Below are 25,673 nucleotides of genomic sequence, written 5' to 3' on the forward strand. Positions count from 1 at the left end.
TATAGCTCGACGTTCCGGCAATCATGCCCGGGAGGTTTAGAATGGCAGCTTTTTCAATGTCCCCTCGGGGCGGCGTCCGTTCCTGACATGTGATGATGAAAAGCCCTGGTGGCTTTTCAATTGACTTCACCGGTCAAGAACTATCATCGCCGACCTTGGCCTTTCCTGTATTCAGGCAAGTCGCCAAACCAAATATGCCGCATTGAGTCCCTGATACCGTTACGCGGCATTCTCGTCTGAAATTTATTATGAGGCCGGTGTGTTTTGCACCGGACGATTGTCATGGCATTTTTACGTATCGCCTTGCGCGGCGGAGCTTTCCGCAGCGTTCTCGGATTCACCTGGGTTCACTGGCAAAAACAGCCGGTGCGCCTGACCCTTATTCTTGGTGCAGTGTTGCTTTCGACGCTGGCTGACGTGTTGACACCGCTCTATTCCGGACGGCTGGTTGACGCGGTGGTCAATGGCGCGGCAACGGAAACCGTTGTCTGGGATGCCGCAATGGCGGCGTTCTCGACCCTCATTGCCTTGTCACTGGGGGCGATCGTCCTGCGGCACATCACATTCATGGCGATCGTTCAACTGACATTGAAAATGATGTCGGACATTGCGTCTGATGCGTTTTTCCGTGTTCAGCGGTTCTCGACGGACTGGCACGCCAACAGCTTTGCCGGCTCGACCGTGCGCAAGATCACGCGCGGTATGTGGGCGCTTGATCTGCTCAACGATACGCTGCTGCTGGCGCTGTTTCCGTCTGTGGTCATGCTTGTCGGCTCGACAGTGCTGATGGCCTGGTACTGGCCCATGATGGGCGTCATTATTGGTCTGGGGTCGCTTGTTTTTGTCAGTGTCACGGTCATGATGTCGCTTGGCTATGTTGCGCCGATGGCAAGTCTTGCCAATCGCTGGGACACAAAACTTGGCGGTTCGCTGGCTGATGCGGTCAGTTGCAACATGGTCGTCAAGGGCTTCGGTGCGGAAAAGCGCGAGGATGCACGTCTGCAGAAGGTCCTGTCCAAGTGGCAGGATCGGACGCGGCGGACGTGGATTCGCGGCACCCGCAACGGCACCACACAGGGCTCGATGCTGCTTATTCTGCGGGCATCGGTTATCGGCTTTGCCCTGTGGTTGTGGTCGAAGGGGCAGGCAAGTGCGGGTGATATCACCTTCGTGCTGACATCGTTCTTCATTTTGCAGGGCTACCTGCGTGAAGTCGGCATGCACATCCGCAATTTGCAGCGTTCGATCAACGACATGGAAGAGCTGGTTGATATCCAGAGTCAGCCGCTTGGCATTGATGACCGGTCCGGCGCAAAGCCGATCCAGATCACCAATGGCAAGATCGTGTTCGACAATGTGACGTTCCACTATGGGGCACATCGGGCACCGCTTTATGACCGGTTCTCGGTAACGATCCGCGCAGGCGAGCGGGTTGGTCTTGTCGGTCATTCCGGCTCGGGCAAGACTACGTTCGTCAAGCTGATCCAGCGTCTGCACGATGTGAAGGCGGGGCAAATCCTGATCGATGGTCAGGACATTGCCTCGGTTACACAGGCATCCCTGCGCCAGCAGATTGCCATCGTGCAGCAGGAGCCGATCCTGTTCCACCGGACGCTGGCCGAGAACATCGCCTATGCGCGGCCATCAGCCACGCAAAGCGAGATCGAGGAAGCGGCCCGGCAGGCCAGTGCGCATGACTTCATAACGGCTTTGCCGAAGGGGTATGGCACATTGGTGGGTGAACGCGGTGTGAAGCTTTCCGGTGGTGAGCGCCAGCGTGTGGCCATCGCCCGGGCTTTCCTTGCGGATGCTCCGGTTCTGATTCTGGACGAGGCAACATCGAGCCTTGATTCCGAATCGGAAGTGCTGATCCAGCAGGCCATGGAACGGTTGATGCTGGGCCGGACGACACTGGTGATTGCTCACCGGCTGTCCACGGTGCGGTCACTCGACCGGCTGCTGGTGTTCAGCCACGGCCAGATCGCAGAAGAGGGCAACCATGAAGCGCTGATCCGCCTGAACGGCGGTATCTACCGCAGCCTGTTCGAACGGCAGGCTCTGGAGCTGACCAAGGGCCTCGTTCTGAATGATGGTTAAGATGGTTGCATGAATATAACAGGTGGTTCGACAGGCTCACCATGAGGGAGAGGGATGGGTTGCTGGGGTCAAATTCTACAATCTCTGCACTGCAATCTTTGCGATTAGTGTTGCACCCACCCAAGTCCCTCATGGTGAGCTTGTCGAACCACGAACCACGCAACACCCCATTCAATTTTGAATATATTGATCTTCACGCCTCATTCCGATATGCCCGAGGCATGACCATCACCGTCCGTTTTGCACCATCTCCGACCGGCTATATTCACATTGGCAACACGCGCACAGCCCTGTTCAACTGGCTGTTTGCGCTGAAGAACAATGGCCAATTGATCCTGCGTTTTGACGACACCGACGTGGAGCGCTCAAAGACTGAATATGCCGAGGCTACAGCCGCTGACATTGCGTGGCTGGGTATCAAGCCTGTTCGCGTCGAGTACCAGTCGAAACGCTTTGCCTTTTACGATGCTGCTGTTGAAAAGATGAAGGCGTCGGGTGTGCTTTACCCCTGCTACGAGACAGCCGAAGAGCTGGAACGCAAGCGCAAGCTGCGCCTCGCGCGCCGTTTGCCACCTGTTTATGGCCGGGATGCGCTGAAGCTGACGGCGGAAGACCGGGCAAAGCTGGAATCGGAGGGGCATCGCCCGCACTGGCGTTTTCTCCTGCCGAATTTCAAAAGCGATCCGTTTGCGCCTGTGCGTACCGTTGTCGAATGGGACGACATTGTGCGCGGGCCCGAGCATGTTGATCTGTCGTCGCTTTCCGATCCAGTGCTGATCCGCGAGGATGGCACCTATCTCTATACGCTGACATCGGTTGTCGATGATATCGATATGGGTATTACGCACATCATCCGCGGCGATGACCATGTCACCAATAGCGGTGTGCAAATTTCGATTTTCGAAGCGCTGGGCGCGAAGGCGCCCGAACTTGGCCATCACAATCTGCTGACGACCGTTTCGGGCGAGGGGCTTTCCAAACGGACTGGCGCTTTGTCGGTTGGCAGTCTGCGCCGCGATGGATATGAGCCGATGGCCGTGGTCAGCCTTGCAGTTTTGACAGGCACGTCCGAGAATGTGGTGGCGATGCCCGATATGGCGACGCTTGCCGCAATATTCGATCCGAAAGCCACGTCGAAATCATCCTCGAAATTTGATCCGGCGGAACTCGATACGCTCAACCGCACAATCATCCATGCGATGCCATTTGAAGTCGCAAAGGACCGTCTGCAGGAGATGGGTATCACCGGCGATAAGGCTGAAGCTTTCTGGCTGGCAGTGCGCGGCAATCTTACCCGTGTTGCCGATGCGGCACTCTGGTGGAAGATCGTTCAGGAAGGCCCTGTTGGCGACGAGCCTCTGGCCGCAGAAGATCGCGACTTTGTCGTGGCCGCGTTCGACCTCCTGCCGCAGGAACCGTGGAGCCGTGAAACCTGGAAAGAGTGGACCGAAGCCGTAAAGGCGCAGAGTGGGCGCAAGGGCAAGCCTTTGTTCATGCCGCTGCGCATTGCCCTTACTGGGCTGGTTTCTGGCCCGGAACTCGCAGATTTATTGCCCCTTCTTGGTCGGGAAGGAACGTTGGCCCGACGACCCTGACCTTGCGGTTGGGGTCAATTGGCTTGTCCGGCGTCAATGGTTTTGGCTGTTCCGCTTCAACTTTCGGCACAGCCGGTTCTCCAAGCTGAATAATTGATGACGGCTTTTTCTCCGTTGCCGCCGGTGCCGGAGTGGGTTCGACCTTGGTTTCAATTGGCTTGACCGGTTGCGCAGGTTCAACTTTTGTCTGTACCGGCGCAGCCGGCTTGGCGGGTTCGGTCGTATTGCCTGTATTGCCCGCAGGTGGCAGTGGTTCAGCCGTCACAGGGGCGACAGGCTTGATCGGCTCGGCTGGCGCGAGGGTTCCTGCCGGTTGAGTAGGCTCGCTGCGTTGTGCAGGTTCAGCCGTTGGCGCTGTCAGCACCTGCGGTGCCGGTTTGGCCGGTTGCTTGGCAATGTCCTTCGGATTTCCCAATGTGGTGTAGTTTCCAGCTGTTCTCTGGCAGGTGCATTGCGGCGTCCCGTTCGCGCCGACTTTGCGGAATTTGAAAGCATAGGGCATATCCGTATAGGCTTGCCCCTGCAGCGAGGTCATCTGGTCGACGGTTTCACCCCGTGTGGAATGATAGAACAGCTTTGCACCGGGGCACTGTGCCTGACATTGCGCCTCGTCACGGCCAAAGTTTTCGGCGCCGGTCGCATAGGAAATGGGGAAATAATAACCGTCGCATGTGCGCACGCACAGCGTCTGGTATTGCCCGCCATAGACAGGCGCTTCGCTATCCTGCGGTTCGGACTGCTCGGGCTGTTCATTGCCAAGGATTTCGTAAGGACGCCGCCGGGGCTCCTGTTCGTGTGGCCGGATGACGCGGTCATAGTCTTCGGATGATGGGCAATTATTGGCATCCATCGCCGCTTCAACGCGATCACGCCGCAGGTTGAGTTCATATTCATCACTGACAAAATCATTGTTGATCTCGCGCAGGCGCTGTTCCATGCGGGCGCAAGCGTCCGATTGGGCGGCCGCAAACTGCGTCGAAAGCAGTAACGCACCGATGGCGAGTGCCGCGAAATGTATGAACCGGTTCATATGTGCTCTTGCTCTGCAAAGATCATGCGCAGCCAAACTGGCTGAGTGCGCATGAACCATCCATGAACGTGCGGCAGCAATAAGACGGCAGCGCGCTATTCGACGCGCTGCGAGGCCTCAACCACTGCCAGAGCCGTCATGTTGACGATACCGCGTGATGTCACCGATGGCGTCAGGATATGCGCCGGTTTGGCCGCACCAAGCAGGATTGGCCCGACATGCAGCGCATCCGTGACTGACTTTACCACGTTGAGCGTGATGTTGGCCGCATCGAGATTGGGGAAAACCAGCAGATTGGCTTCACCGCTCAGGCGGGAATGCGGCAGAACGCGCTCGCGCAGCATTTCCGACAAAGCGGAGTCGCCGTGCATTTCGCCATCCTGTTCCAGATCAGGCGCCTTCGCCCGCAGGATTTCCGAGGCGGCGCGCATCTTTGCGGCACTGTCGGAATCGCGTGAGCCAAAATTGGAGTGCGAGAGCAGGGCGGCCTTGGGCTCGATGCCGAAACGGCGGATTTCATTGGCGGCAAGCACTGTCTTTTCCGCAATTTCTTCCGCTGTCGGATCGATGCTGACATAGGTGTCTGTCAGGAACAGAATGCCGCGCTGCGAGATTAGCAGGCTGAGAGCCGAGAAATTGCGGATGCCTTCCAGCTTACCGATGATCTGGTCGACATTGCGCAAATGGCGCTCGAAACGGCCTTCGAGGCCGCAGATCATCGCATCCGCTTCGCCGCGAACGAGGGCAAGTGCCGCAATCACCGTACCGCTGGCGCGGACCATGGTGCGGGCAACTTCCGGCGTTGTACCCCGGCGACCGGTCAGGTTAACCAGCAAATCGACATAATCGCGGTAGCGCGGATCGTCTTCGGGGTTGATGATGTCGAAATCCGTGCCGACTTTGATTTTCAGGCCGTAGCGCTTCAGGCGCGTCTCGATAACCTGCGGACGGCCGATCAGTGTCGGGATTGCCGTGCCTTCTTCAAGCACCACCTGAGCGGCGCGCAAAACGCGTTCATCTTCACCATCCGCATAGATAACGCGCTTCTTTTCAGCAGTGCGTGCGGCAGTAAAGATCGGCTTCATGATGAGGCCGGAGCGGAAGACAAAGCGGTTCAGCTTGTCGAGATAAGCGTCGAAATCCTCGATGGGTCGATCAGCGACGCCGGTTTCCATCGCGGCTTTGGCGACAGCGGGGGCGATACGCAGGATCAGGCGTGGATCAAACGGCGAAGGGATGAGGTAGTTCGGGCCGAAGGTTGGCGTTTCGCCTGAATAGGCGCGTGCCGCCACATCTGATGGCTCTTCACGGGCCAGCGAGGCGATGGCCTTAACCGCCGCCATTTTCATTTCTTCGTTGATCGCCCGCGCACCGCAATCGAGCGCACCACGGAAAATATAGGGGAAGCAGAGGACGTTATTGACCTGATTAGGGAAATCGGACCGTCCCGTGCAGATCATCGCGTCTGGGCGGGCGGCGCGCGCCTCATCGGGCATGATCTCCGGATTGGGATTGGCAAGCGCCATGATCAACGGGTTCGCCGCCATCTGCTTGAGCAGTTCGGGTTTCAGAACTCCGGCGGCTGATAGCCCGAGGAACACGTCGGCTCCGCCAATAACGTCGGCCAGCACGCGCGCATCGGTTTTCTGGGTGTAAACGGACTTCCAGCGGTCCATCAGCGTGTTGCGGCCCTCATAGACCACACCGTCGAGATCGCAGACCCAGATGTTCTTGCGGTCGGCACCAAGCTTGACGAGAAGATTGAGGCAGGCAAGCGCTGCAGCGCCCGCGCCAGATGCAACGATCTTGACTTTGGACAGGTCTTTGCCCGCCAGTTCCATGCCGTTGAGAATGGCTGCGGCAACGATGATGGCTGTGCCGTGCTGATCATCATGGAAGACAGGGATATTCATCTTGGCACGGAGGATTTCCTCCACATCAAAGCATTCCGGTGCCTTGATGTCTTCGAGGTTGATACCGCCGAAGGTAGGTTCAAGCGCGGCAACGACATCAACGATCTTGTTGATCTCCTGCGCATCGATTTCGATATCGAACACGTCAATATCAGCGAACTTCTTGAAGAGAACGGCCTTGCCTTCCATGACAGGTTTGGAGGCGAGCGGGCCGATATTGCCAAGGCCAAGAACCGCCGTGCCGTTGGATATAACAGCTACGAGATTGGCGCGGCTGGTATAGTCGGCGGCTGTGGCCGGATCGGCATGAATGGCAAGGCAGGGTGCTGCAACACCGGGGGAATAGGCAAGGGCCAGGTCGCGCTGATTTCCAAGCGGCTTGGTCGCCTGGATTTCCAACTTACCCGGCTGGGGAAAGCGATGGTAAAACAGGGCGCTTTCGTCAAGGTCAGATAGGTCGGGCGTGGTATCCTTGGCCATAGATCATATCCTCCGGAAAATTGGCTTGTCGCATCTTGGGATTTGCGATTCAATCTTTTTAGCATGCATAAATGACATGAAGAGCCATAAATGAAGTGCATTTTGTTACAAGTGTTTATCTTTAGAAATCATATACTTTTTACCGGCGTCATAAGACTGTGACATGAATCAGGTTTCTGTCAGGCCAAAGGTACCCTCGTGTACCGGTGCTGAACGGAGATCAGCCTCATGGATGAGCCAGAGACACGTAAGTTTCGCACGCTCTTTTTGTCCGATGTGCATCTTGGTTCCAAAGGCGCCAAGGCGAACTTCCTGTTGGACTTTCTGAAGTACCACGATGCCGACACCATCTATCTCGTCGGTGATATCGTCGACGGATGGCGTCTGCGCCGCAGCTGGCATTGGCCACAAGAGCACAATGATATCGTGCAGAAGCTTTTGCGCAAGAGCCGCAAGGGCGCACGTATCCTTTACATTGCCGGCAACCACGACGAGTTCCTGCGTGACTTTCAGGGTACGCATTTCGGCGGCATCGAGGTCATGGACCGCACGATGCACGAAACGGCGGATGGTCGTAAATTTCTGGTGATCCACGGCGATCAGTTTGACGTTGTCGTGCGTAACGCCCGCCATATCGCCTATCTTGGCGACTGGGCCTATGATGCGGCACTGGCGATCAACACTGTTATGAACAAGGTCCGGCGTATGCTTGGGCTGCGTTATTGGTCATTCTCCGCCTGGGCAAAATTCCGGGTGAAGAAAGCTGTCAACTTCATCGGATCGTTCCAGACTGTCGTTTCCGAGGAAGCCCGGCGCATTGGTGCGGATGGGGTCATCTGTGGCCATATCCACCATGCAACCATCGAACAGATCGACGGCATTGAATATATCAACACGGGCGACTGGGTTGAAAGCTGCACGGCCATTGTCGAACATCATGACGGCAAGATGGAGCTTATTTCCTGGACGCACCTGATTGGCGAGAATGCGGGCTTTGCACCAGTCGTCAAACTTGAAGACAAGCGCCCGAAGGCGGCGAATGCAGCCTAGGTGGATTTCCGCACAGGGATTGATCCAATGAAAAGGCTCGTCATCGTTTCGGATGCCTGGCATCCGCAGGTTAATGGTGTGGTGCGCACCCTGACCAAATTGCGCGAGCAGATGGAGGCGCGCGGCGTCGAGGTGACTATCATATCGCCCGCAGACTACCGCTCCGCACCATGCCCGACCTATCCGGAAATCCGTCTGGCATTGACCCATCCGGCCGCTGTAAAGGCCAGGATTGAGGCATTGCAGCCCGCCTTCGTGCATATCGCCACCGAAGGCCCGCTCGGTATCATGGCGCGCCGCGCCTGCCTGAAGAACAAATGGCGCTTCACCACCAGCTTTCACACGCGCTTTCCCGAGTATCTGCGTGAGCGACTGCCCATTCCGCTTGGCTGGACCTATGGTTTTCTGCGCCGCTTCCACAATGCCGCCGAAACCTGTCTCGTTCCGACGCAATCGATCTATGACGAACTGACCGAACGCGGTTTCGATACATTGCGGGTGTGGACGCGCGGGGTTGATCGCGACCTGTTCCGCCCGCAAGCGGATGTTGATCTGGGCCTCGCGCATCCGATCTTTCTCTGCGTTGGCCGCGTGGCACCGGAAAAGAACCTTGAAGCGTTTCTTTCGCTCGACCTGCCGGGAACCAAGCTCATTGTCGGCGATGGTCCCGATATGGATGCGCTGAAACAAAAGTTTCCCGCCGCTGTTTTTGTCGGCAAGAAAGAAGGCGAGGAACTTGCCCGCCACTATGCGGGGTCCGATGTCTTTGTCTTTCCGAGCCGCACCGATACATTCGGTCTGGTGCTGCTTGAGGCGATAGCCTGCGGGCTTCCGGTTGCCGCCTATCCGGTTGCCGGACCAAAGGATGTTATCGGCGCAACGGGTGCCGGAGTTCTGTCAACCGATCTGCAGGAGGCAGCGCTAGGCGCTCTCGCCATGGGCCGCGTCGATCCTGACACCACGCTGGAAGGTTTCAGCTGGGAAGCCTGTGCTGATATTTTCGAGGATATCCTCACGGCGATTGTCGGCGCCAAGCAACAGATCAGCCATCAGGCGAAGACGACGCGGGCGGTATCTGCGCGCTAGGGTCTTCAGGCCCCGTTCGGATCACTGCCGTTCCGGCCAAGCGATCATAGATGGGGTCGCGTTTCTGGGAAACTGAAATAGTGATCCAGATAAACCATGCAGTGCTGATGATGGCGGCAATAACCAACGGTAGGATCAATCCTGAAGCGCTGGGATCGGGTCGCGTGCTTTCGACATAAATGAGACCCCAGACGACCAAAGCCGGTATGAAACCAATCCACATGGCCAAGTTCCGTATAACTGCTTTACGCAAGGGCAGGCCCGCTTGAGAAACATTATCCCTATCGATGCACCGTATTTTTACGGCGCGCTTTCCATAGGTGGAGCCGGTGCGATGTTCCATGAAAACAAGATAGGCCAATAACAGCAATGTAGCTGGAATGTCCGTTGAGATTGCGGATCGACCTTGTCCCTCAGGGGAGAGTGGATAGCTTAACGCGAATGTCTTTGTCATTGAACCATCTTTGACAGTTTTGACGGCTGTCAACGTTCGGGCCATGTTAAAACCAAGCACGCCAACATTGCATTGCCTGAATGTATCGAAACCAGCGGGCAGCGGCGGATCAAGGATCAGGCCTCCGGCAGAACAGACACGTCCTGACAAATACTGGTCGTAAATCCGAACGTTCCCTGAATCGCGCCATTGGTTTGTGCGTAGAGCACGATGACCAGTATTTGCAGTGGCAGGAAGACGATGACGCTGTCGAAGAATAATGCCCAGACGCGCCGCCAGAAACCGGCCCGTCTCGTTTGAGTATCTTCATGCATATCGGTCATTTGTGATCTTGCCCCCGCTTGATCGAATTGATTTGATCCTGACGGGCTCACGCAAGAAATACAATTCGACCAAAGTATATAATTGTGCATCAACGTCATTTGTCAGTCGTGGATGGCAATGCGCTTGAGATGGAGACTAAAATCAGCCCTGCAACGGTTTGATCACAAGAAAACCTCTCATATTTCTAGGCAGTTGGCGCAAATCATGATATTTCGGGAGACGGCTAGTTGATATATTAGTGCGCCGTTCCTCTTTCCTCCGAAAGTCCCTCCATGACAGCCGCTACAGCGGACACTTTTCAGGACAATCCGTCTCGTTTCGAGGTGCGGCTTGCACTGGCTTATTTTGCGATATTCATCTCGAGCGGCCTGCATCTGCCATATTTTCCGCTGTGGCTGGAGTTTCGCTCCCTGTCGCCGACGGAAATATCAATCGTTCTGTCCATGCCGCTGTTTGTGCGGGTTATTGCAGCGCCGCTCGTTTCCATTCTCGCCGATCAGTCGAATGATCGTGCGCATATTCTGACGATTGCCACCATTCTGGCCGTGATTGTTGTGGCGTTTTACTTTCTGCCATTCAACTTTTTCGGCATTCTCATGGTGTCGCTGCTGCTGGCTGCGCCATGGACGGCACAGGTGCCGCTGGCTGATACGATTGCGCTCTCAGGCGTGCGTCGTTATGGGGCTGATTTTGCCAAGATGCGCGTCTGGGGATCGATTGCCTTTTTGCTGGCGTCGTTTGCCGGTGGTGTCCTGATCCAGCATACGGGTGAATGGATCATTCCGACGGTTCTGCTTGGCGCGCTGGTTGCGGCGTGTGGCATGAGTTTTGTCGTACCACGTATCGGCAAGCCGCGCCGCCTGTCGCCACTGTCGGATATCGACATGGCCAATGCGGGCAGGGCACTGCGCCGTCCTGCTTTCGTAACCTTCCTGATTGCCACGGGGATAACGCAGGCAAGCCATGCCTATGGCTACAGCTTTTCGGCCATCTACTGGAAATCCATCGGCATCGAAGAAACGGTAATCGGCGCGCTCTGGTCCATCGCTGTTGTGGCCGAAGTGATCATGTTCACCTGCTTTCGCCGAGTTTTCGGGCGTTTGCATCCGGCGAGAGTGCTGATGATCGGCTCAGCGGTTGCGATATTCCGCTGGACGGTGTTCCCGCTGATCGTACCGGCTGGGCTTGGCGTCATCGGCTTTTTCGTGGTGCAGAGCCTGCATTCCTTCTCGTTTGCCCTGTCATTCCTCGGCATGCAGAAGATGATTGCCATGACCATTCCAGAGGAGAAAGGCGGCACGGCTCAGGGCATATCGACATTCTTCATTGGCACGTCGCTGGCCATTGTCACCATGGTTTCCGGGCCGCTTTACAGCGCCACCGGCATATATGGGTTCTATGCCATGGTGGCGCTTGCAGCTGTCGGGCTTGTGCTCGCCAATGTTTCGCTGAAGCTGGAACAGCGCGAGCACAAGGTGGTTTAGCCCCAGAGTTGCGGCTCTGGCGGCGATACCAGGCTGCCCGCAAAGACAAGACCGGGACTGCGGTCTTCTTTCAGGATCAGCGGACCGTCAAGGTCAACAAAGTCCGCATCCTGCGCGACCAGAACAGCGGGCGCCATGGCCAGCGATGTGCCCACCATGCAGCCAACCATGATACCAAAACCAAGATCCCGCGCGCGTTTCTGCATACGCAGTGCCTCGGTGAGGCCGCCTGTCTTGTCGAGCTTGATATTGATGCTGTCGTAGCGGCCAAGCAGATTGTGCAGATCATCCGTGCCATGCGCGCTTTCATCGGCGCAAATAGGTACCGGGTGGGGGATGGTGGAAAGGATGGCGTCCTTTCCTGCTGGCAGAGGCTGTTCGATCAGCACAATTCCGGCTTTTGCCGCCGCCAGCATGTGCCTGACAATATTCGCGTCGGTCCAGCCTTCATTGGCGTCAAGAATGATGCGGCTCTTGGGCGCAGCTTCGGCAACTGCGAAAATGCGCTCCTCATCGTCCTCGCCGCCAACCTTGACCTTGATCACGGGGCGGTCAGCCATGGCGCGGGCGGATGCAGCCATGGTTTCGACATCGCCGAAGGAAACGGTGACAGCGGTGGTCAATGTCTTGAGCGGTGGCAGTCCGATGATATCGGCCACCCGTTTGCCGCTGCGTTTGGCTTCCAGATCCCAAAGCGCGCAGTCAACTGCGTTGCGGGCAGCGCCTTCACCAATCAAGCCGTGCAAATCCTCGCGCGTTGCGCCTGAGGCGAGGGCATCGCGCAATTTTTCGATTTCAGCGCAGACGGAGTCGAGGCTTTCGCCATAGCGTGCATAGGGCACGCATTCGCCGCGTCCCGTGTGGAGACCGTCGCGCAATGTGCAAAGCACAACGGCCGCTTCGGTCTTGGAACCTCGTGAGATGGTGAACGTTCCAGCAATGGGCCAACGTTCGACGGTTATCTCTAAAATAGTCATCATATGCGCCTTAATTGCTACAGTGACATCAAGTCAGAGACTCGATATGTGTTGGGGATGTTGACCGATAGAGCAAACAATTCAAGTGCTTCTGTGGTTATGGTACGTCTTGTTGATCTCAGCAGGGATGATGATCGCAGACGAATGAAGTTCAGGGACGCCCGAGGCGAATGAATTCGACAGAAAACGGCCAGAACAGCGATGAGAAAACCGGCGATGTGCTCCTTTCCGTCAAGGATGTGAGCGTATCCTTTGGCCGCTCCCCCGTGCTTGAGCACCTGAACCTCGATGTTTATCGCGGCGAGATTCTGGGATTTGTCGGGGCATCGGGTACGGGCAAGTCAGTTCTGATGCGGACCATTCTTGGTCTCAATCAGAAGCAGCACGGCAAGATCAGCATTTTCGGCCATGATATCGACCATGCGAGTGATCAGGAGAAACTTAGCGTGGACATGCGCATGGGTGTGCTGTTCCAGCATGGTGCGCTGTTTTCGTCCCTGACGGTTCTGGAGAATATTCAGGTGCCGATGCGCGAATATCTCGATATTCCGCATAGTCTTATGGACGAACTGGCGCGTCTCAAGATTGATCTTGTCGGGCTGAAGCCGGATACGGCAGAGAAATTTCCCTCGGAACTCTCAGGCGGCATGATCAAACGCGCGGCTCTCGCCCGCGCCCTGTCGCTTGATCCGGAGATTGTTTTCCTTGATGAGCCGACATCAGGCCTTGATCCCATCGGCGCTGCGGATTTCGATGAACTCATCGCAAATTTGCGCGATACGATGGGTTTGACCGTGTATATGGTGACGCATGATCTCGACAGCCTGTTCGCCGTTTGCGACCGAATCGCGGTATTAGGTCAGAAAAGGGTTCTTGTGGAAGGAACCATTAACGACATGCTGGCGTTTGAGGACCCGTGGGTTCAGGAATATTTTCATGGCAAGCGTGCGCGCCAGATTGTGCCTAATGGCAGCAACCGGCGAAAGCCTGATCGTGAGCAAATTGCCGGACCGGCGCTGAAGGGACAGGGTTAGGTGGAATAATCGATGGAGACCAAAGCCAATTACGTTCTGGTCGGGATATTTACGCTTGCGGTGTGCTTTGCTGCGTTCATTTTCGTGTACTGGATTGCCCGTTATGGCGACCGGCAAGAGATGACGACGCTGGAAATCCGCATTGCGGGTTCCGTGACGGGGCTCTCCCAAGGCAGCCAGATTCTGTTCAATGGTATCAAGGTCGGCACCATCCGCCGGTTGAATATCGACAAGACCAATCCTGATGCGGTTATTGCGATATCCGAAATTGACAGCACAACGCCAATCACCCGTTCGACCCAGGCAACGCTCGGCTTTACCGGCCTGACCGGTCAGGCGTTTGTGGAGCTGAAGGGCGGCAAGGCCTATGAGCCCAATCTGCTTGAAGAAGCGGATAAGGATGGCGCTGTTGCGCGTATCGACGCCGATCCGTCCGTGGTGAACAACCTTTTGCAGAAGGCGCAGGATATTCTGGAGCGCGTCAACACGGCGATGAGTTCGATCGAGAGCTTCATCACGGAAGTGAAGGGGCCGCTGGTTGATACGGTCAACAATACCAAGAAGTTCACCGATGCGCTGGCCAAGAACTCCGATGTGATCGACAAGTTCAGCCAGAGTGCCGAAGATGTGCAGTCTGTGGTGCGCGAAGCCCGTGAAATGATGACACGGCTGAATGCGGCATCGGTTCGCGTCGATGGTGTGCTGGCAAAGGTCGACAAGCTGGTCTCCGATGATAAGGGCAGTGTCGTTGCCGAAGCACGTCAGACGCTGGAATCCTATCGCGCGGTTGCCGACAATCTGAACACGAAGCTCGGCCCCATCACCGATAATCTCAACCGTTTCTCCGGTCAGGGTTTGCGTGATGTGCAGGCGCTCGTCACCGAGAGCCGTCAGTCGGTACAGCGTATTGAGCGGGCGATCAGCGACCTTGAGAAGAATCCGCAGCGGGTGATTTTCGGGGGCGGTGGCAATGTCCCCGAATATGATGGCCGGACACGCCGTTGACTTTGGCAAAACTGCATCGCATGAAGGTTAATGAATCGTGAAGCGTTGCGTGACAGGGAAGAGACCATTGGTGAATTCAAGAACGACAATTGCCGCTCTGCTGATGGCCTTGTCCGTTTCCGCATGCGCGGGAGCCAAGAAGCTTGATACGTTTGATCTTTCCAGCCCGTCCCTGTCAGACAGTGCATCCAAAAAGCATGGCAGCCGCCAGATTCTGATCGCCGCTCCGTCCGCGCTCAAGGCGCTTGATGGCGAGAATGTCGTTGTCCGCTCCGGGCCCAATGCGATTTCTTTCCTGAAGGGTGCGCAGTGGTCGGATCGTCTGCCGAATATTGTGCAGACACGGCTGGTACAGGCGTTTGAAAGTTCTGGCCGGTTTGGCGGGGTGGGTCGTCCCGGCGAGGGGCTGGCAATCGATTATCAGGTTATCAGCAATATTCGCACGTTCGATATCGATGCCTCGGGCAAGGAAACCGCCGTCGTCGAGATTGCCATCAAGATTCTCAACGACAAGAACGGCACTGTACGCGCAACGCGTGTGTTCCGCTCAACTTCACTAGTAAGTGGCGGGCAGGGCAATGCGGCCTATATCAAGGCACTCGATAGTGCGTTTGACAGCGCCGCAAGCGATATCGTCACCTGGACGCTGTCGGTTATTTAAGGTCTACGCGACCTTTTTGAGCGCGCCGGCTTCCGGGCCGCTGGCAAATGGTAGTTCTTCATCAGCCCAGCCGGTTATGCCGCCGATCATAATCTTTACCGGACGGCCAAGTCTCGCCAGCTTTAGCGCGGCTTGATCTGCGCCATTGCAATGCGGCCCGGCGCAATAGGCGATAAACAGAGTATCATCAGGCCATTTAGCCATGCGCTCGGCGGATATTTCCCGGTGCGGCAAGTGAATGGCACCCGGTACGTGACGGCGTTCATAGGCAGCGGGCGTACCCACCACATGCAGAAGCACAAAATCCTGTTCACCTGTTTTCAAAGCGGCGGCGACATCCGCGCAATCGGTTTCCAGCGAAAGAAGCCGGGAAAAATGCTCGATGGCGATCTGTGCAGAGGCGGCTGGCGTTTCCGTGACATAGCTCATGGGGGCTCTCCTGTGTTGATGTCAAATCAATAGGACAGGCAACTCGGCACTGGTAGTTGGCAAGATTGCCATATATCGTCAATATCATGTCAAACGCATCGACTGCCGCTCGCCTTGAAAATCCGCTGGTTGTTGCCGTCGCCTATGACGGGCTCTGCACTTTCGAATTTGGCCTTGTCGTGGAAATGTTCGGGCTGCCACGCCCGGAGATGGGCGACGATTGGTACAGGTTTGCCGTCGCCAGTATTGAGGTGGGCGAACTGCGCGCGACCGGTGGTGTGCGCATCATCGCCGATGGCGGGCTCGATCTCTTCGAACAAGCTGGAACCATCATCATGCCCGGTTGGCGCGGCGTCGAGCATTCGGTGCCCGACCGGTTGTCGGAGGCACTGAGGCGGGCGCACGCAAAGGGGGCACGCATTCTGTCCATTTGCTCCGGGGTGTTTGTGCTGGCGGCTGCGGGGCTTTTGTCCGGGCGCAAGGCAACGACGCATTGGCGCTATGCGGACCTTCTGGCTGAACGTTATCCCGATATCGCGGTTGAGCCGAATGTCCTTTATGTCGATGAGGGCAGTGTTCTGACCTCAGCCGGAAGTGCGGCAGGGATTGATCTGTGCCTGCATCTGATCCGGCGCGATTTCGGCACGCAAGCTGCCAACAAGGTTGCCCGCCGTCTTGTGGTGGCCCCGCACCGCGAGGGCGGGCAGGCGCAATTTGTCGAACGCGCTGTGCCGCCTGCGCATGAGGGCATTCGGCTGTCGCCGCTGCTGGAACGGATGCGCAATGAACTTACGACGGATTTTTCCATCGCGTCATTGGCCAAGGCGGCAGGTATGAGCCCGCGCACATTCCTGCGCCGGTTCGAGGCGGCGACAGGCACGACCCCGGCTAAATGGTTGCTGTCAGAACGTTTGGCCAAGGCGCGGGCACTGCTTGAACAGTCCCTGCTTTCGGTGGAAATGATTGCCGAAACTACCGGTTTTGGCACTGCCGCAACTCTCAGGCACCACTTTCGCCAGCAACTGGCCACGACACCAACTGCTTACCGGGAGATGTTTGGGCGGTAGATGGCTGATTGAGGGTTGGGTTTGATAAGTGGTTTGTGGGAGGTGGTGAGGTTTCGTGGTTCGACATAACAACCATGAGGGAGAGTGAGGATGCAACGATAATCTCTGCGACTATCGTTGCATCCTCACTCTCCCTCATGCTTGTTATGTCGACCACGAACCATCCCCACCACCTCCTACAAACAAAAAACGCGGCTCGAAGGCCGCGTTTTTCAATTTAGAGCAATCTCAGATCAGCGCAGGCGGTTACTCGCATGAGCCAGCATGGTGTAGACCTTGCCGGTATCCGATGTGAGGTAGTTCTGTGTAACAACGTTGTCGCGATCGTTGCGGGCAACGTCTTCCAGCAGGCGCTCGAAATCGTCCATGTAACGGTCAACCGCACGGCGGAACTCCGCATCGGCCTGATATTTGCGCTTGATCTCGTCAAAGGTCTGCTGGCCCTTCAGCGTGTAGAGACGGCGGGTGAACACATTGCGTTCACCGGCACGATAACGCTGCCAGAGTTCAACAGAAGCCTCATGATCGATCGCACGGGTGATATCGACTGAAAGTGAGTTCAGCGATTCAACCACCTGACCGGGCGAGCGGGCTTCGGGTGCCTTTGCCTTGGGTTCAGCCGGTGCTTCGTCACTGGAAGCGCGGCGGAGCAGGTCAGAGACCCAGCCATTGCCCTGCTTTGGCTGTTCGGCATTGCCGCGGGCATCGAGACTGCCACGCATGGCCGGTGCCGGTGCAGCCTGAGCAGGAGCTACTGCGCGAGGAGCGGCGACAGGTTCGCTGCGCGGCTGTGGAGCCGGAGCGGCTGCCGCTGCCACGCGGGCAGGAGCTGGCGCGCGGGCTGCCCGTGCTTCGCCAACATCTGTCAGACGTCCGGATTTCTGAACGATTTCCGACAGTTCCTTCAAGGCGTTGATCTGCTCGGAAACCGCCTTGCGCATCTGTGCCGTCGACTGCTTGGCTTCTTCAGGCATGTCCATCACACCGCGCTGCAGTTCCGAACGGGTCTCTTCGAGTTCCGCGCGGATGGCAGCTGAGGAGCGGCGAATTTCATCCGTCGCATTGGCGAACTTCTGCGATGCCTGTTCGACAACTTCCGAGATCGAATTGCGGATCTGTTCGGTTGTCTGTGTGGCACGGCCTTCTGCGCGGTCGAAAGCCGAGGAGACGAGGGATTCGAACGACCGCATGGTCTTTTCGACGCTCTCGGATTTCTCCACAAGACCTGCTGCCAGATTCTGCAGTGCCGACTGACGTTCGTCGAAGGTCGAAGCAAGATTCGACTGGGACGAGTTGATCAGTTCGGAGGCTGCGCCCAGCATCTTGCCATGTTCGTCAAAACGCTTGGCGATGGAGGCAATGTCCACAAGTGTCACGTTGGACAGCTGTGAGAGCTTGCCGATATTGCCATCGATGAGGCGTGTCGAGGATTCGAAGGACTCGGCAGCACGCGTTGCATTTTCAGCAAAGGTGGTTGTCGTGTCGAGCAGACGCCCGTCAATGTCACCGAGGTTCTTGGTGGCCATATCGATCAGTTCGCCCAGCTTCGCGTTGGAAGAGGAGAGGCGGTCGATCAGGTTGCTCACGTCATCGGTGAGGCCTGCCTTGGCCTGCTGAACGGCGGTGATGGTCTCCGCGGTTCTGCTGGCAATGGCATTGATCAGGGCCGCATTTTCCACGCGCAGGCGTTCTGTGGCTGCTGTGGTGGCTTCAACCAGCTGTGAAGCCAGAGTGCGGCCATTATCAGCAAGGCTCTCAACCAGCGGCTGTGCCGTGTTGTCGAGAATGCTGATGATTTCCTGCGAACGGGCAGAAAGCACTTCGTTGAGTTCGCGGGTGCTTTCGGCAAGCTTGGATGCTGTCGAATCCGTGGCTGCCGTGAAGCGGGCTTCCAGAGCTTCCAGATTGGCGGCAGCTTCGGTTGCACGATGACCCAGACGCTTTTCTGTTTCAGCAAGGCTTTCGTTCATGCGCAGGCTGAATGCCTCGCCATGACCGTCGAGTGCTTCACCGGCCTTCTGTGCTTCACCGGTAAGGGTGGAAGCGGCTTCGGTGATCTTTTCACGCAGGGTGCGGGCAACGACCGAGGCGCTCTGTTCAAGCGACTTACGGACATTGTCGACACCCATGGCGAGCGCGCTCTGCATGGTTGTGGTGCGTTCGTCGATGGTGCCGCCATGGTTTTCAAAGGCCTTGGCAAGCACATCGGCGCTGTCCTGCAGAACGGCCTGCAAGGCAACAGTGCGATCGGTGATCGCCCCTGCCTGACCGTCGAGGGTCTGGCTGATGATCGCATTGCCCTGTTCCATGGCTGCGCGAATGTTGCTGATACGGTCATCCAGCACGCTGGCATGGCTGTTCAGCGTATCGCCAATACGGGTATCCGTGTCGGCAAGGGTCGCTGCAATGGCCGCTGCACGCTCATCAATTGTATTGATATGTGCCGCAAGCGTGTCGCTGATACCGGTATTGCTATCGGCAATCGTTGCCTGAATTGCTGCCGCGCGCTCATCGAGCGTGTTGACATGCGAAGCAAGCGTATTGCCGATCTTGGCGTTGCTATTGGCAAGCGCTGCCGTGACGGCCGCTGCCCGTTCGTCAATCGCACCAACATGCGACGCGAGGGTATCACCAATCTGGGCACTGCTGTCATTGAGTGTTGCCCGCAGTGCCGCAGCGCGTTCATCAATGGCGGTAACGTGCGAGGTGAGCACGCTGCCGATCTGGGCATTGCTGGCGTCGAGGACCGAGCGGATACCCGCTGTGCGTTCATCGATAACCGAGGCATGACCGGCAAGGGTCTGGCCGATTTGCGCATGGGTGTTTTCAAGCGCGGCCTGAATGGCTGCCGTGCGCTCATCCAATGCCGAGGCATGGGAGGAGAGCGTATTGCCGATGCGTGTATCGCTATTGGCAAGTGCCTGTTCGATACCCGCTGTGCGATCCTCAATGGCGCTGGCATGGGATGCCAGAACATTGCTGATGCGCTCATCGCTGCCGGTCAATGCGCTTTCGATGCGGCTTGTGCGGCCATCAACGGATTCGATGAAACCGTTGAGTGTGCCATCAATGCGTGCACCGCTGTTGAGCAGGGTCGACTGTATTTCCGCATTGCGGGCGTCGATGGCCTGCGTGTGGGCAGCCAGTGTTTCATCAAGCTTCGCATCGCTGCCAGCCAGAGCCAGCTGGATGTCCTGATTGCGCTCATCAAGGCTCTTGGCGTGATGGTCAAGAGTCTGGGCAATCTTGGCATGTGTGTCGACAAAGGCGGCGCGCATACCGGATGTGCGGTCATCGATGATCTTGGCATGGGCGTCGAGCGTCTGGCCGATGCGGGCATCGCTGGCCAGAATCGCTGCTTCAACACCTGCACTGCGGGCATCAATGCTGCGGGCATGATCGTCGAGCGTCTGGCGGATCTTTTCGTCCGTATCGGAGAATGCGGCATGCATGCCCGATGTGCGGTCTTCGATGGCCTTGGCGTGGGAATCAAGCGTTGCACCGATGCGGGCATCATTATCCGCAAGGGCAGAGCGCAGGCTAGCCGCACGGTCATCGATGGATGCCGTATGACCGTCAATGATCTGGCCAATGGCAGCCGTGCTGGTTTCGAGAACCGAACGTAGGCTCGATGTATGATCGCCAAGCTGTCCGGCCTGATCACGGATGATCGAGGCGGCACGTTCTGTTTCACCCGACAGGGTGGCGGCGAGGGCATCGCGGCTTTCGGCCAGTTTGTCAGCAAAGGTCGAAGCATTGGCTGACAAGAGGCTTCCAACCGATTCCGACAGGCTCGACAGATCGTTGCCGATCTTCGCCTTCGTCTCATCAACAATACCATCAATCGAGGCGCGGCCATCGGTGAAGGTCTTGGCGATGTCGCGGGTACGCTCGATCAGCTGCTCGTTGATCTGGCGTGCGCGGGCTTCGAGAGCCGAATTCAGGCGCTCGGTGCTGGCATCCAGCGACTGGGCGCGGGTTTCGAACTCTGCCAGCAGAGAACGGCCACGGTCGTTGATCGTGGTGTCCAATCCGGCAAGGCGCGTGTCAAATTCACCGACCAGCGTCTGGGTGGCGTTGCCCAGCAGCGAGAGCATGCTGTTGGTGCGGCCATCCAGCGTATCGGCCAGTTTCATCGTGACCGAATCGGTCTGTTCGGAGAGAGCCGCAATGCGCATTTCCAGAAGATTTGCAAAGGCTTCGCCCGAAGTTGTAATCTTGGCCGAGATGTCGTCGGAACGCGAACCGATGGACTCAGCAATCGTGTGACCACTCTGGGTCAGACGATCAATGAGCGAGTCACCCGACTGGCTGATCGACATGGTGAGATTGGTCGAAGCGTTGAGCAGATTGTCGCGCAGCGAATCGCCTGCGAGCGACAATTCGTCCTTCAACTGCTCATGCGCGCTCGAAATCGAGGCACGAACCCGTTCGGCATGACCGATAACCGATTCGCGTTCACCACCGAGGCGGTCAACGAGGGTACGGATGCGGTGTTCATTGTCCGTATAAACGCGCTCAAGCTGGTTTACTTCGGTCTGTACAAGCGTTTCCAGTTCGACGGCGCGGGCGAGGGTGCGTTCAACACCTTCGCTCATGGCGGCGACTTCACGGCGAACGGCCTGACCCAGCGAGGCCACGCGGTCGGAAGAGAGCATTTCCGGCTCGGACAGACGCATCGCGGCTTCCGCCATGGAGCGTGCAGCGTATTGCATTTCCTGTGCGCGGCGGACCATCAGGGCAAAGGCCCAGAACAGCATGATCGGAACGATAATCGCGACAGCAAGCGCAATGGCGTGGGGCGCGGCAGCAAAATCGGCGAAAGAGCGAATCGACCATAGGGACGAGCCGTAAATGGCCTGACCGAGTGCGATAACCCCGGCAGCCCATAAAATGCTGACGATAGCCGTAACGAGACCATAGGAGCGCGGCGCCTGAAGCGAACCTGTCGCGCGGATGGCTGATTGGGTGTTCTGCAGCAAATCATCATTTGCCGGCTTGAAAGTCTGCGGCGGCACAGCCGGTGCCTTTGGCGGCGCGGGCGGGGCAGCGGGAATCGGGTTGGCAGCCATGATCTGCGGCTTGGGCGCAGGCAGCGGAATCGTGTTCTGCGCGGCAAGGGTTTCCTTGATTTCCACAGGTTTCACAGGTTCAGGCACCACCGGCGGCGTGTGTTTTTCCGCTGCCAGTTCCTGCGCTGCCTGGGATATCTGCGCTTCCAGATCGTTAAAAGAGATCAGATCGTCGTCGATCGGCGAAAGATCCATATCCATGCCGAGTGTCGACTCATCGAAATCAATTTCTAGAGCCTTTTCAAGAGCTTCGCCAAGTTCATCTTCGGCTTTCGCTACTTTGTTCTTCGGGGCTGTGGCCATGTTTACCTCGCAATATTGGGCAGCGACCACATGTGGAGTCGACTGCGCCATACTCTTTACGCCTTAAGTGTATCGTACTGGCACATGGATTGGAAAGAAACAATGGATTCGGGAAATGCTTAAAAGTTTAAACACAAGGTTAATTTTTGAGACCTGATCCAAATTTTGCCCGAATGCCCGAATTAACCGTTCGTTCACCACATCAGGCCAATTCGGGGGGTAGCCGCCATGCTTTAACCCAGAATATCAGGCAAGTGATTAAACTTGTGCATTCATTTGAGTCTGTGTTCAGGAGAGTATAATGGCACTGCCACAACAAGCGTCAATGGCATTTGCGTTGCCGGGCGGCGAAACGTCCAAACCATCACGCAAACGACCTATCGATCTCGTACACCTTACCCGCGAAACATTTGGCAACAGGGCGCTTGAGACCGAAATCCTCAGCCTGTTTTCCCGGCAGATTTGCACGATCGTTGATCGGCTTGGTCAGGCAAATGTGGATGAACGCGTTCGTCTTGCCAAATCGCTCAAGGGTTCTGCGCGTGCCGTCGGCGCCTTCCGCGTTGCCGATATTGCCGAATCAATCGAACAATCTCCCGGCAATGCAAAGCTGGTGAACGAATTGCGTCCTGAAATTATCGATGTTCGGGACTATATCGCAGCGATCACGCGCTAGATTGCAGCGATCACGCGCGAGCAGCCTGACCCCAGCAAGGTCTGGGCTGCGTCAGGGAGTGCAATTGACTTCCCTGTCCAAATCCCTATCTCAGCGGTAACTTTTCTGCTTGGGGCTTTTTTCATGGCAAAGATCACGTTTGTCACTTTCGACGGTGTCCGCTTTGATACGGACGCCGAAAACGGTTCGACAGTGATGGAAAGTGCCATCCGCAATGCGGTTCCGGGCATCGACGCCGAGTGCGGCGGTGCCTGCGCATGCGCCACATGCCACGTTTATGTTGATGATGCATGGAAAGACGTGACCGGCGAGCCGGAAGCCATGGAAGAAGATATGCTCGACTTTGCCTATGATGTGCGTCCCAGCTCGCGCCTGTCCTGCCAGATCCGCGTTTCCGATGAACTTGATGGTCTCGTCGTCCATGTTCCGGAACGCCAGGCCTAATATTTAGGCTGATATTTTCTCATCGACCGATTAGAAATGCTCCATTCCCGACCGCAAGCCGGTGTGGAATAGTATGGTGGCATGTCATGAGGAAATATCGATGAGTGAAATGACGAAAACGGATGTTGTGATCATTGGTGCGGGGCCGGTTGGCCTGTTTGCCGTGTTTGAACTTGGCCTTTATGATCTCAAATGCCATCTCATTGATATTCTCGATCGCCCCGGCGGCCAATGTGCCGAGCTTTATCCGGAAAAACCTATTTATGATATTCCGGCTTGGCCCGAAATCAGCGGGCAGGGACTGACCGACAAGCTGATGGAGCAGATCAAGCCATTTGCACCGCAGTTTCACTTTAACCGCATGGTGACGCGGCTGGAACGCCAGCCGGATGGTCAATTCCATGTGGAGACGGATGAAGGCGAGATTTTTGAAACCAAGGTGGTGGTGATTGCCGCCGGTGGTGGTTCATTTCAGCCAAAACGCCCGCCGGTTCCCGGCATCGAAGCTTTCGAGGGCAAGAGCGTTTTCTATTCGGTGCGCCGCATGGAGGAATTCCGTGATGAAGACGTGCTGATTGTTGGGGGCGGCGATTCGGCTCTCGACTGGGCGCTCAATCTGCAACCCATCGCGCGCAGTCTGACAGTGGTGCATCGCCGTGCCGAGTTTCGCGCAGCGCCCGATAGCGTCAAGAAAATGTTCGAACTCGTTGAAAGCGGCAGCGTTCGCTTCGAGCTTGGGCAGATTTCAGGCTTGAAGGGTGAGGATGGTCAGCTTTCAAGTGCGACGGTCAAGGCCGCCGAGGGCGAAACCGAGATTCCCGTCACACGTCTGCTGCCATTCTTCGGATTGACCATGAAACTCGGGCCTATTGCCGATTGGGGGCTTAATCTGCACGAGAATCTCGTTCCGGTTAATGTGGAGACATTTGAAACATCCGAGCCGGGAATTTTTGCCATCGGCGACATCAATTGGTATCCGGGCAAGCTGAAGCTCATTCTATCGGGCTTCCATGAGGCCGCGCTGATGACGCAAGCGGCCAAGCGGATCGTCAGCCCCGGTGAGCGGGTGGTGTTCCAGTACACGACCTCATCCACAAGCCTGCAGAAAAAGCTTGGCGTGCATTAAGAAAACAGGATTTAAGCGTCGTGGTGTGAAAAATTCAACCCAGCACCATGGCGCGTAGTAGATTGGCATAGCCGCGTGCGTCATCGATTGCCCGATGGGTATGTTCTAAAGAGCCCAACCATTCCGGTGGATAATGATTCACATCACATTCCCAGTGCGCACGTCCGGTTTTGCCTGAAACCAGAGACATGAGGCAAAGGGGAGCATGTTGGAAAAGGCGGTCGGGAATCCACGGCCCCTCATATAAGGGGCGACCGGTAAACCGCTTGAGATAATAATCGAGCCATGGTCCATCCAGTGCCACCGGATGGGCGGCAAAAATCGGCTCCCCATCGAATGAGCTGACCCAGTTGACGAAATTGTGCATCATTGTTTCGGGCGGCTGGGGGTTCAACGTTGAGGCCAACCATGCTTGTGGATGCGCTTGCCAGAAGGCCATGGTCCTCTTGTCTTTTATAGCCCCATCGAGCGGCTCAAGCACCGCTTCGAATTCGCCGAGGATAATGCCAGTTGCGGACATTGCCACCGATGCAAATGCCAGCATCGAATGGGTGCCTGGTAACGGGCCATCGAATTCCACATCAGTGACGACATAAAAGGGCGACATGCGTTCTCCGGGTGGTAACGATGGTGTCACTTCTTTTGCATTTGCCGTTGTATCCGGAAGACCAGAAGCCGTTCGAAACGGCGTTCAAAATTCTTGCCTTCTACCCGGTCGAACTGAATCTGCGCTGCGTCCTGCTGCAGCATCAGCTTGGTCATCAGGGCTGCAGCGTCCGTTTTCATCTCATCACAATTGCTGCGCCAGGGCAGGGCTTTGAGCGCCCGCTCCATATCAAATGCCGCCGTGCGGGCGATAATGATATGACTCTCCTCGTGGCGTTTGATATCGGCTGAAAGCGTGTCCCAGATCAGCGCAAGGTCGGGCTTGGCCGATGCACGCTGCTTCCAGCGTGGCAGATGCACACGGGCATGGATGGTGATATCGGCCTCGACAACCCGGCAGCTTTTGGCGTCGGAACCATATTTGACCTTTGTATTGAAACGCATCTGTGTCGCGCCGGGGTGGCGCTGCCCTGTTTTGTGTATTTGCGGGCCGCGACGGCTGAGTTCGCGGTCGAGATCAGCAGCCGTTTTGCCCGACAGGGTAAAATATTCGTATTTGCGCAGGACCACCGCTGCACTGGCACTTTGCACTGCAAACAGACATGCGCATGCGAAAGCCGCCATTCTCAAGATAGTCTTCATGGGGGATCGGTCCTTCGTTTCTGACAAGCCTGCCTGATCAAGCTTACAACACTCTAGGACCAAAAACGTTGCGGATGAATTGACGCGGCGATTGTTCTGTTCAAAAACAGTTTCAGCA

The 25,673-nt window shown here is 56.7% G+C and carries 21 protein-coding genes; 12 read left to right on the forward strand and 9 right to left on the reverse strand.

Going from position 1 to position 25,673, the window contains the following annotated elements; all coding sequences use genetic code 11:
- Positions 1–282 precede the first annotated feature (282 nt).
- Both FHW17_RS14840 and gltX read left to right on the forward strand, forming a co-directional pair.
- Complete coding sequence (locus FHW17_RS14840) at positions 283–2,097, forward strand: ABC transporter ATP-binding protein (RefSeq protein ID WP_112525187.1); 1,815 nt, start codon at positions 283–285, stop codon at positions 2,095–2,097.
- A gap of 221 nt (positions 2,098–2,318) precedes the next feature.
- Positions 2,319–3,692: a glutamate--tRNA ligase gene (gene gltX, locus FHW17_RS14845; RefSeq protein WP_112525259.1), complete on the forward strand. Its 1,374-nt coding sequence runs from the start codon at positions 2,319–2,321 to the stop codon at positions 3,690–3,692.
- Here gltX and FHW17_RS14850 read toward each other — a convergent pair.
- The gene (locus FHW17_RS14850; protein WP_162700246.1) at positions 3,610–4,722 is read right to left on the reverse strand and encodes a DUF2865 domain-containing protein; all 1,113 of its coding nucleotides are present in this window, start codon (positions 4,720–4,722) and stop codon (positions 3,610–3,612) included. The two genes, gltX and FHW17_RS14850, sit on opposite strands and share 83 nt — an antisense overlap.
- 95 nt (positions 4,723–4,817) lie before the next feature.
- Positions 4,818–7,115: an NADP-dependent malic enzyme gene (locus FHW17_RS14855; RefSeq protein WP_112525183.1), complete on the reverse strand. Its 2,298-nt coding sequence runs from the start codon at positions 7,113–7,115 to the stop codon at positions 4,818–4,820.
- Positions 7,116–7,343: 228 nt separating this feature from the next.
- Between FHW17_RS14855 and FHW17_RS14860 the strand changes: the two genes are divergently transcribed.
- Both FHW17_RS14860 and FHW17_RS14865 read left to right on the forward strand, forming a co-directional pair.
- Entirely contained in the window at positions 7,344–8,165 is an 822-nt protein-coding gene (locus tag FHW17_RS14860) for a UDP-2,3-diacylglucosamine diphosphatase (protein ID WP_112525181.1), read from the forward strand.
- 27 nt (positions 8,166–8,192) lie between these two features.
- Entirely contained in the window at positions 8,193–9,251 is a 1,059-nt protein-coding gene (locus tag FHW17_RS14865) for a glycosyltransferase family 1 protein (protein WP_112525257.1), read from the forward strand.
- Here FHW17_RS14865 and FHW17_RS14870 read toward each other — a convergent pair.
- Together FHW17_RS14870 and FHW17_RS14875 are read right to left on the reverse strand one after the other, a co-directional pair.
- The gene (locus FHW17_RS14870) at positions 9,208–9,705 is read right to left on the reverse strand and encodes an RDD family protein (protein ID WP_182510223.1); all 498 of its coding nucleotides are present in this window, start codon (positions 9,703–9,705) and stop codon (positions 9,208–9,210) included. The genes FHW17_RS14865 and FHW17_RS14870 overlap by 44 nt on opposite strands.
- A gap of 116 nt (positions 9,706–9,821) precedes the next feature.
- On the reverse strand, positions 9,822–10,028 hold the full coding sequence (locus tag FHW17_RS14875) for an RDD family protein (protein ID WP_182510224.1): 207 nt from the start codon (positions 10,026–10,028) through the stop codon (positions 9,822–9,824).
- Between the two features lie 273 nt (positions 10,029–10,301).
- On the opposite strand from FHW17_RS14875, the gene FHW17_RS14880 reads away from it, so the two are divergent.
- Positions 10,302–11,513, forward strand: coding sequence for an MFS transporter (locus FHW17_RS14880; RefSeq protein WP_182510225.1), 1,212 nt, complete (start codon positions 10,302–10,304; stop codon positions 11,511–11,513).
- Here the strand turns inward: FHW17_RS14880 and dgcA are convergent.
- The gene (gene dgcA, locus FHW17_RS14885) at positions 11,510–12,493 is read right to left on the reverse strand and encodes an N-acetyl-D-Glu racemase DgcA (RefSeq protein WP_182510226.1); all 984 of its coding nucleotides are present in this window, start codon (positions 12,491–12,493) and stop codon (positions 11,510–11,512) included. The two genes, FHW17_RS14880 and dgcA, sit on opposite strands and share 4 nt — an antisense overlap.
- 167 nt (positions 12,494–12,660) lie before the next feature.
- Here dgcA and FHW17_RS14890 point away from each other — a divergent pair, with 167 nt between their 5' ends.
- From FHW17_RS14890 to FHW17_RS14900, 3 genes are all read left to right on the forward strand, one after another.
- Positions 12,661–13,524, forward strand: a complete 864-nt coding sequence (locus tag FHW17_RS14890) for an ABC transporter ATP-binding protein (RefSeq protein ID WP_112525173.1) — start codon at positions 12,661–12,663, stop codon at positions 13,522–13,524.
- Positions 13,525–13,536: 12 nt separating this feature from the next.
- Positions 13,537–14,529 (forward strand): MlaD family protein, encoded by a 993-nt coding sequence (locus tag FHW17_RS14895; RefSeq protein WP_112525171.1) that lies wholly within the window; start codon positions 13,537–13,539, stop codon positions 14,527–14,529.
- A 103-nt stretch (positions 14,530–14,632) separates the two neighbouring features.
- The gene (locus FHW17_RS14900; protein ID WP_182510364.1) at positions 14,633–15,190 is read left to right on the forward strand and encodes an ABC-type transport auxiliary lipoprotein family protein; all 558 of its coding nucleotides are present in this window, start codon (positions 14,633–14,635) and stop codon (positions 15,188–15,190) included.
- Between the two features lie 3 nt (positions 15,191–15,193).
- Here the strand turns inward: FHW17_RS14900 and FHW17_RS14905 are convergent, their stop codons facing one another.
- Entirely contained in the window at positions 15,194–15,619 is a 426-nt protein-coding gene (locus FHW17_RS14905) for a rhodanese-like domain-containing protein (RefSeq protein WP_182510227.1), read from the reverse strand.
- An 86-nt stretch (positions 15,620–15,705) separates the two neighbouring features.
- Between FHW17_RS14905 and ftrA the strand changes: the two genes are divergently transcribed.
- Positions 15,706–16,686, forward strand: a complete 981-nt coding sequence (gene ftrA / locus FHW17_RS14910) for a transcriptional regulator FtrA (protein ID WP_182510228.1) — start codon at positions 15,706–15,708, stop codon at positions 16,684–16,686.
- 233 nt (positions 16,687–16,919) lie between these two features.
- Here ftrA and FHW17_RS14915 read toward each other — a convergent pair whose 3' ends face one another.
- Positions 16,920–22,061: a kinesin gene (locus FHW17_RS14915; protein ID WP_182510229.1), complete on the reverse strand. Its 5,142-nt coding sequence runs from the start codon at positions 22,059–22,061 to the stop codon at positions 16,920–16,922.
- Positions 22,062–22,362: 301 nt separating this feature from the next.
- On the opposite strand from FHW17_RS14915, the gene FHW17_RS14920 reads away from it, so the two are divergent.
- The 3 genes from FHW17_RS14920 to FHW17_RS14930 all read left to right on the forward strand — a co-directional run bounded on the left by FHW17_RS14920 (position 22,363) and on the right by FHW17_RS14930 (position 24,307).
- Positions 22,363–22,737, forward strand: coding sequence for an Hpt domain-containing protein (locus FHW17_RS14920; protein ID WP_227986384.1), 375 nt, complete (start codon positions 22,363–22,365; stop codon positions 22,735–22,737).
- 123 nt (positions 22,738–22,860) lie between these two features.
- Positions 22,861–23,181, forward strand: a complete 321-nt coding sequence (locus FHW17_RS14925; protein ID WP_112525165.1) for a 2Fe-2S iron-sulfur cluster-binding protein — start codon at positions 22,861–22,863, stop codon at positions 23,179–23,181.
- A gap of 100 nt (positions 23,182–23,281) precedes the next feature.
- The gene (locus FHW17_RS14930) at positions 23,282–24,307 is read left to right on the forward strand and encodes an NAD(P)/FAD-dependent oxidoreductase (protein ID WP_112525163.1); all 1,026 of its coding nucleotides are present in this window, start codon (positions 23,282–23,284) and stop codon (positions 24,305–24,307) included.
- A gap of 34 nt (positions 24,308–24,341) precedes the next feature.
- Here the strand turns inward: FHW17_RS14930 and FHW17_RS14935 are convergent, their stop codons facing one another.
- Positions 24,342–24,914: a DNA polymerase III subunit epsilon gene (locus tag FHW17_RS14935; protein ID WP_182510230.1), complete on the reverse strand. Its 573-nt coding sequence runs from the start codon at positions 24,912–24,914 to the stop codon at positions 24,342–24,344.
- 26 nt (positions 24,915–24,940) lie between these two features.
- Positions 24,941–25,555, reverse strand: a complete 615-nt coding sequence (locus FHW17_RS14940; protein ID WP_112525251.1) for a DUF922 domain-containing protein — start codon at positions 25,553–25,555, stop codon at positions 24,941–24,943.
- Positions 25,556–25,673 lie beyond the last annotated feature (118 nt).

The sequence above is a fragment of the Phyllobacterium sp. P30BS-XVII genome (assembly GCF_014138335.1).
Taxonomy (GTDB): Bacteria; Pseudomonadota; Alphaproteobacteria; order Rhizobiales; family Rhizobiaceae; genus Phyllobacterium; species Phyllobacterium meliloti.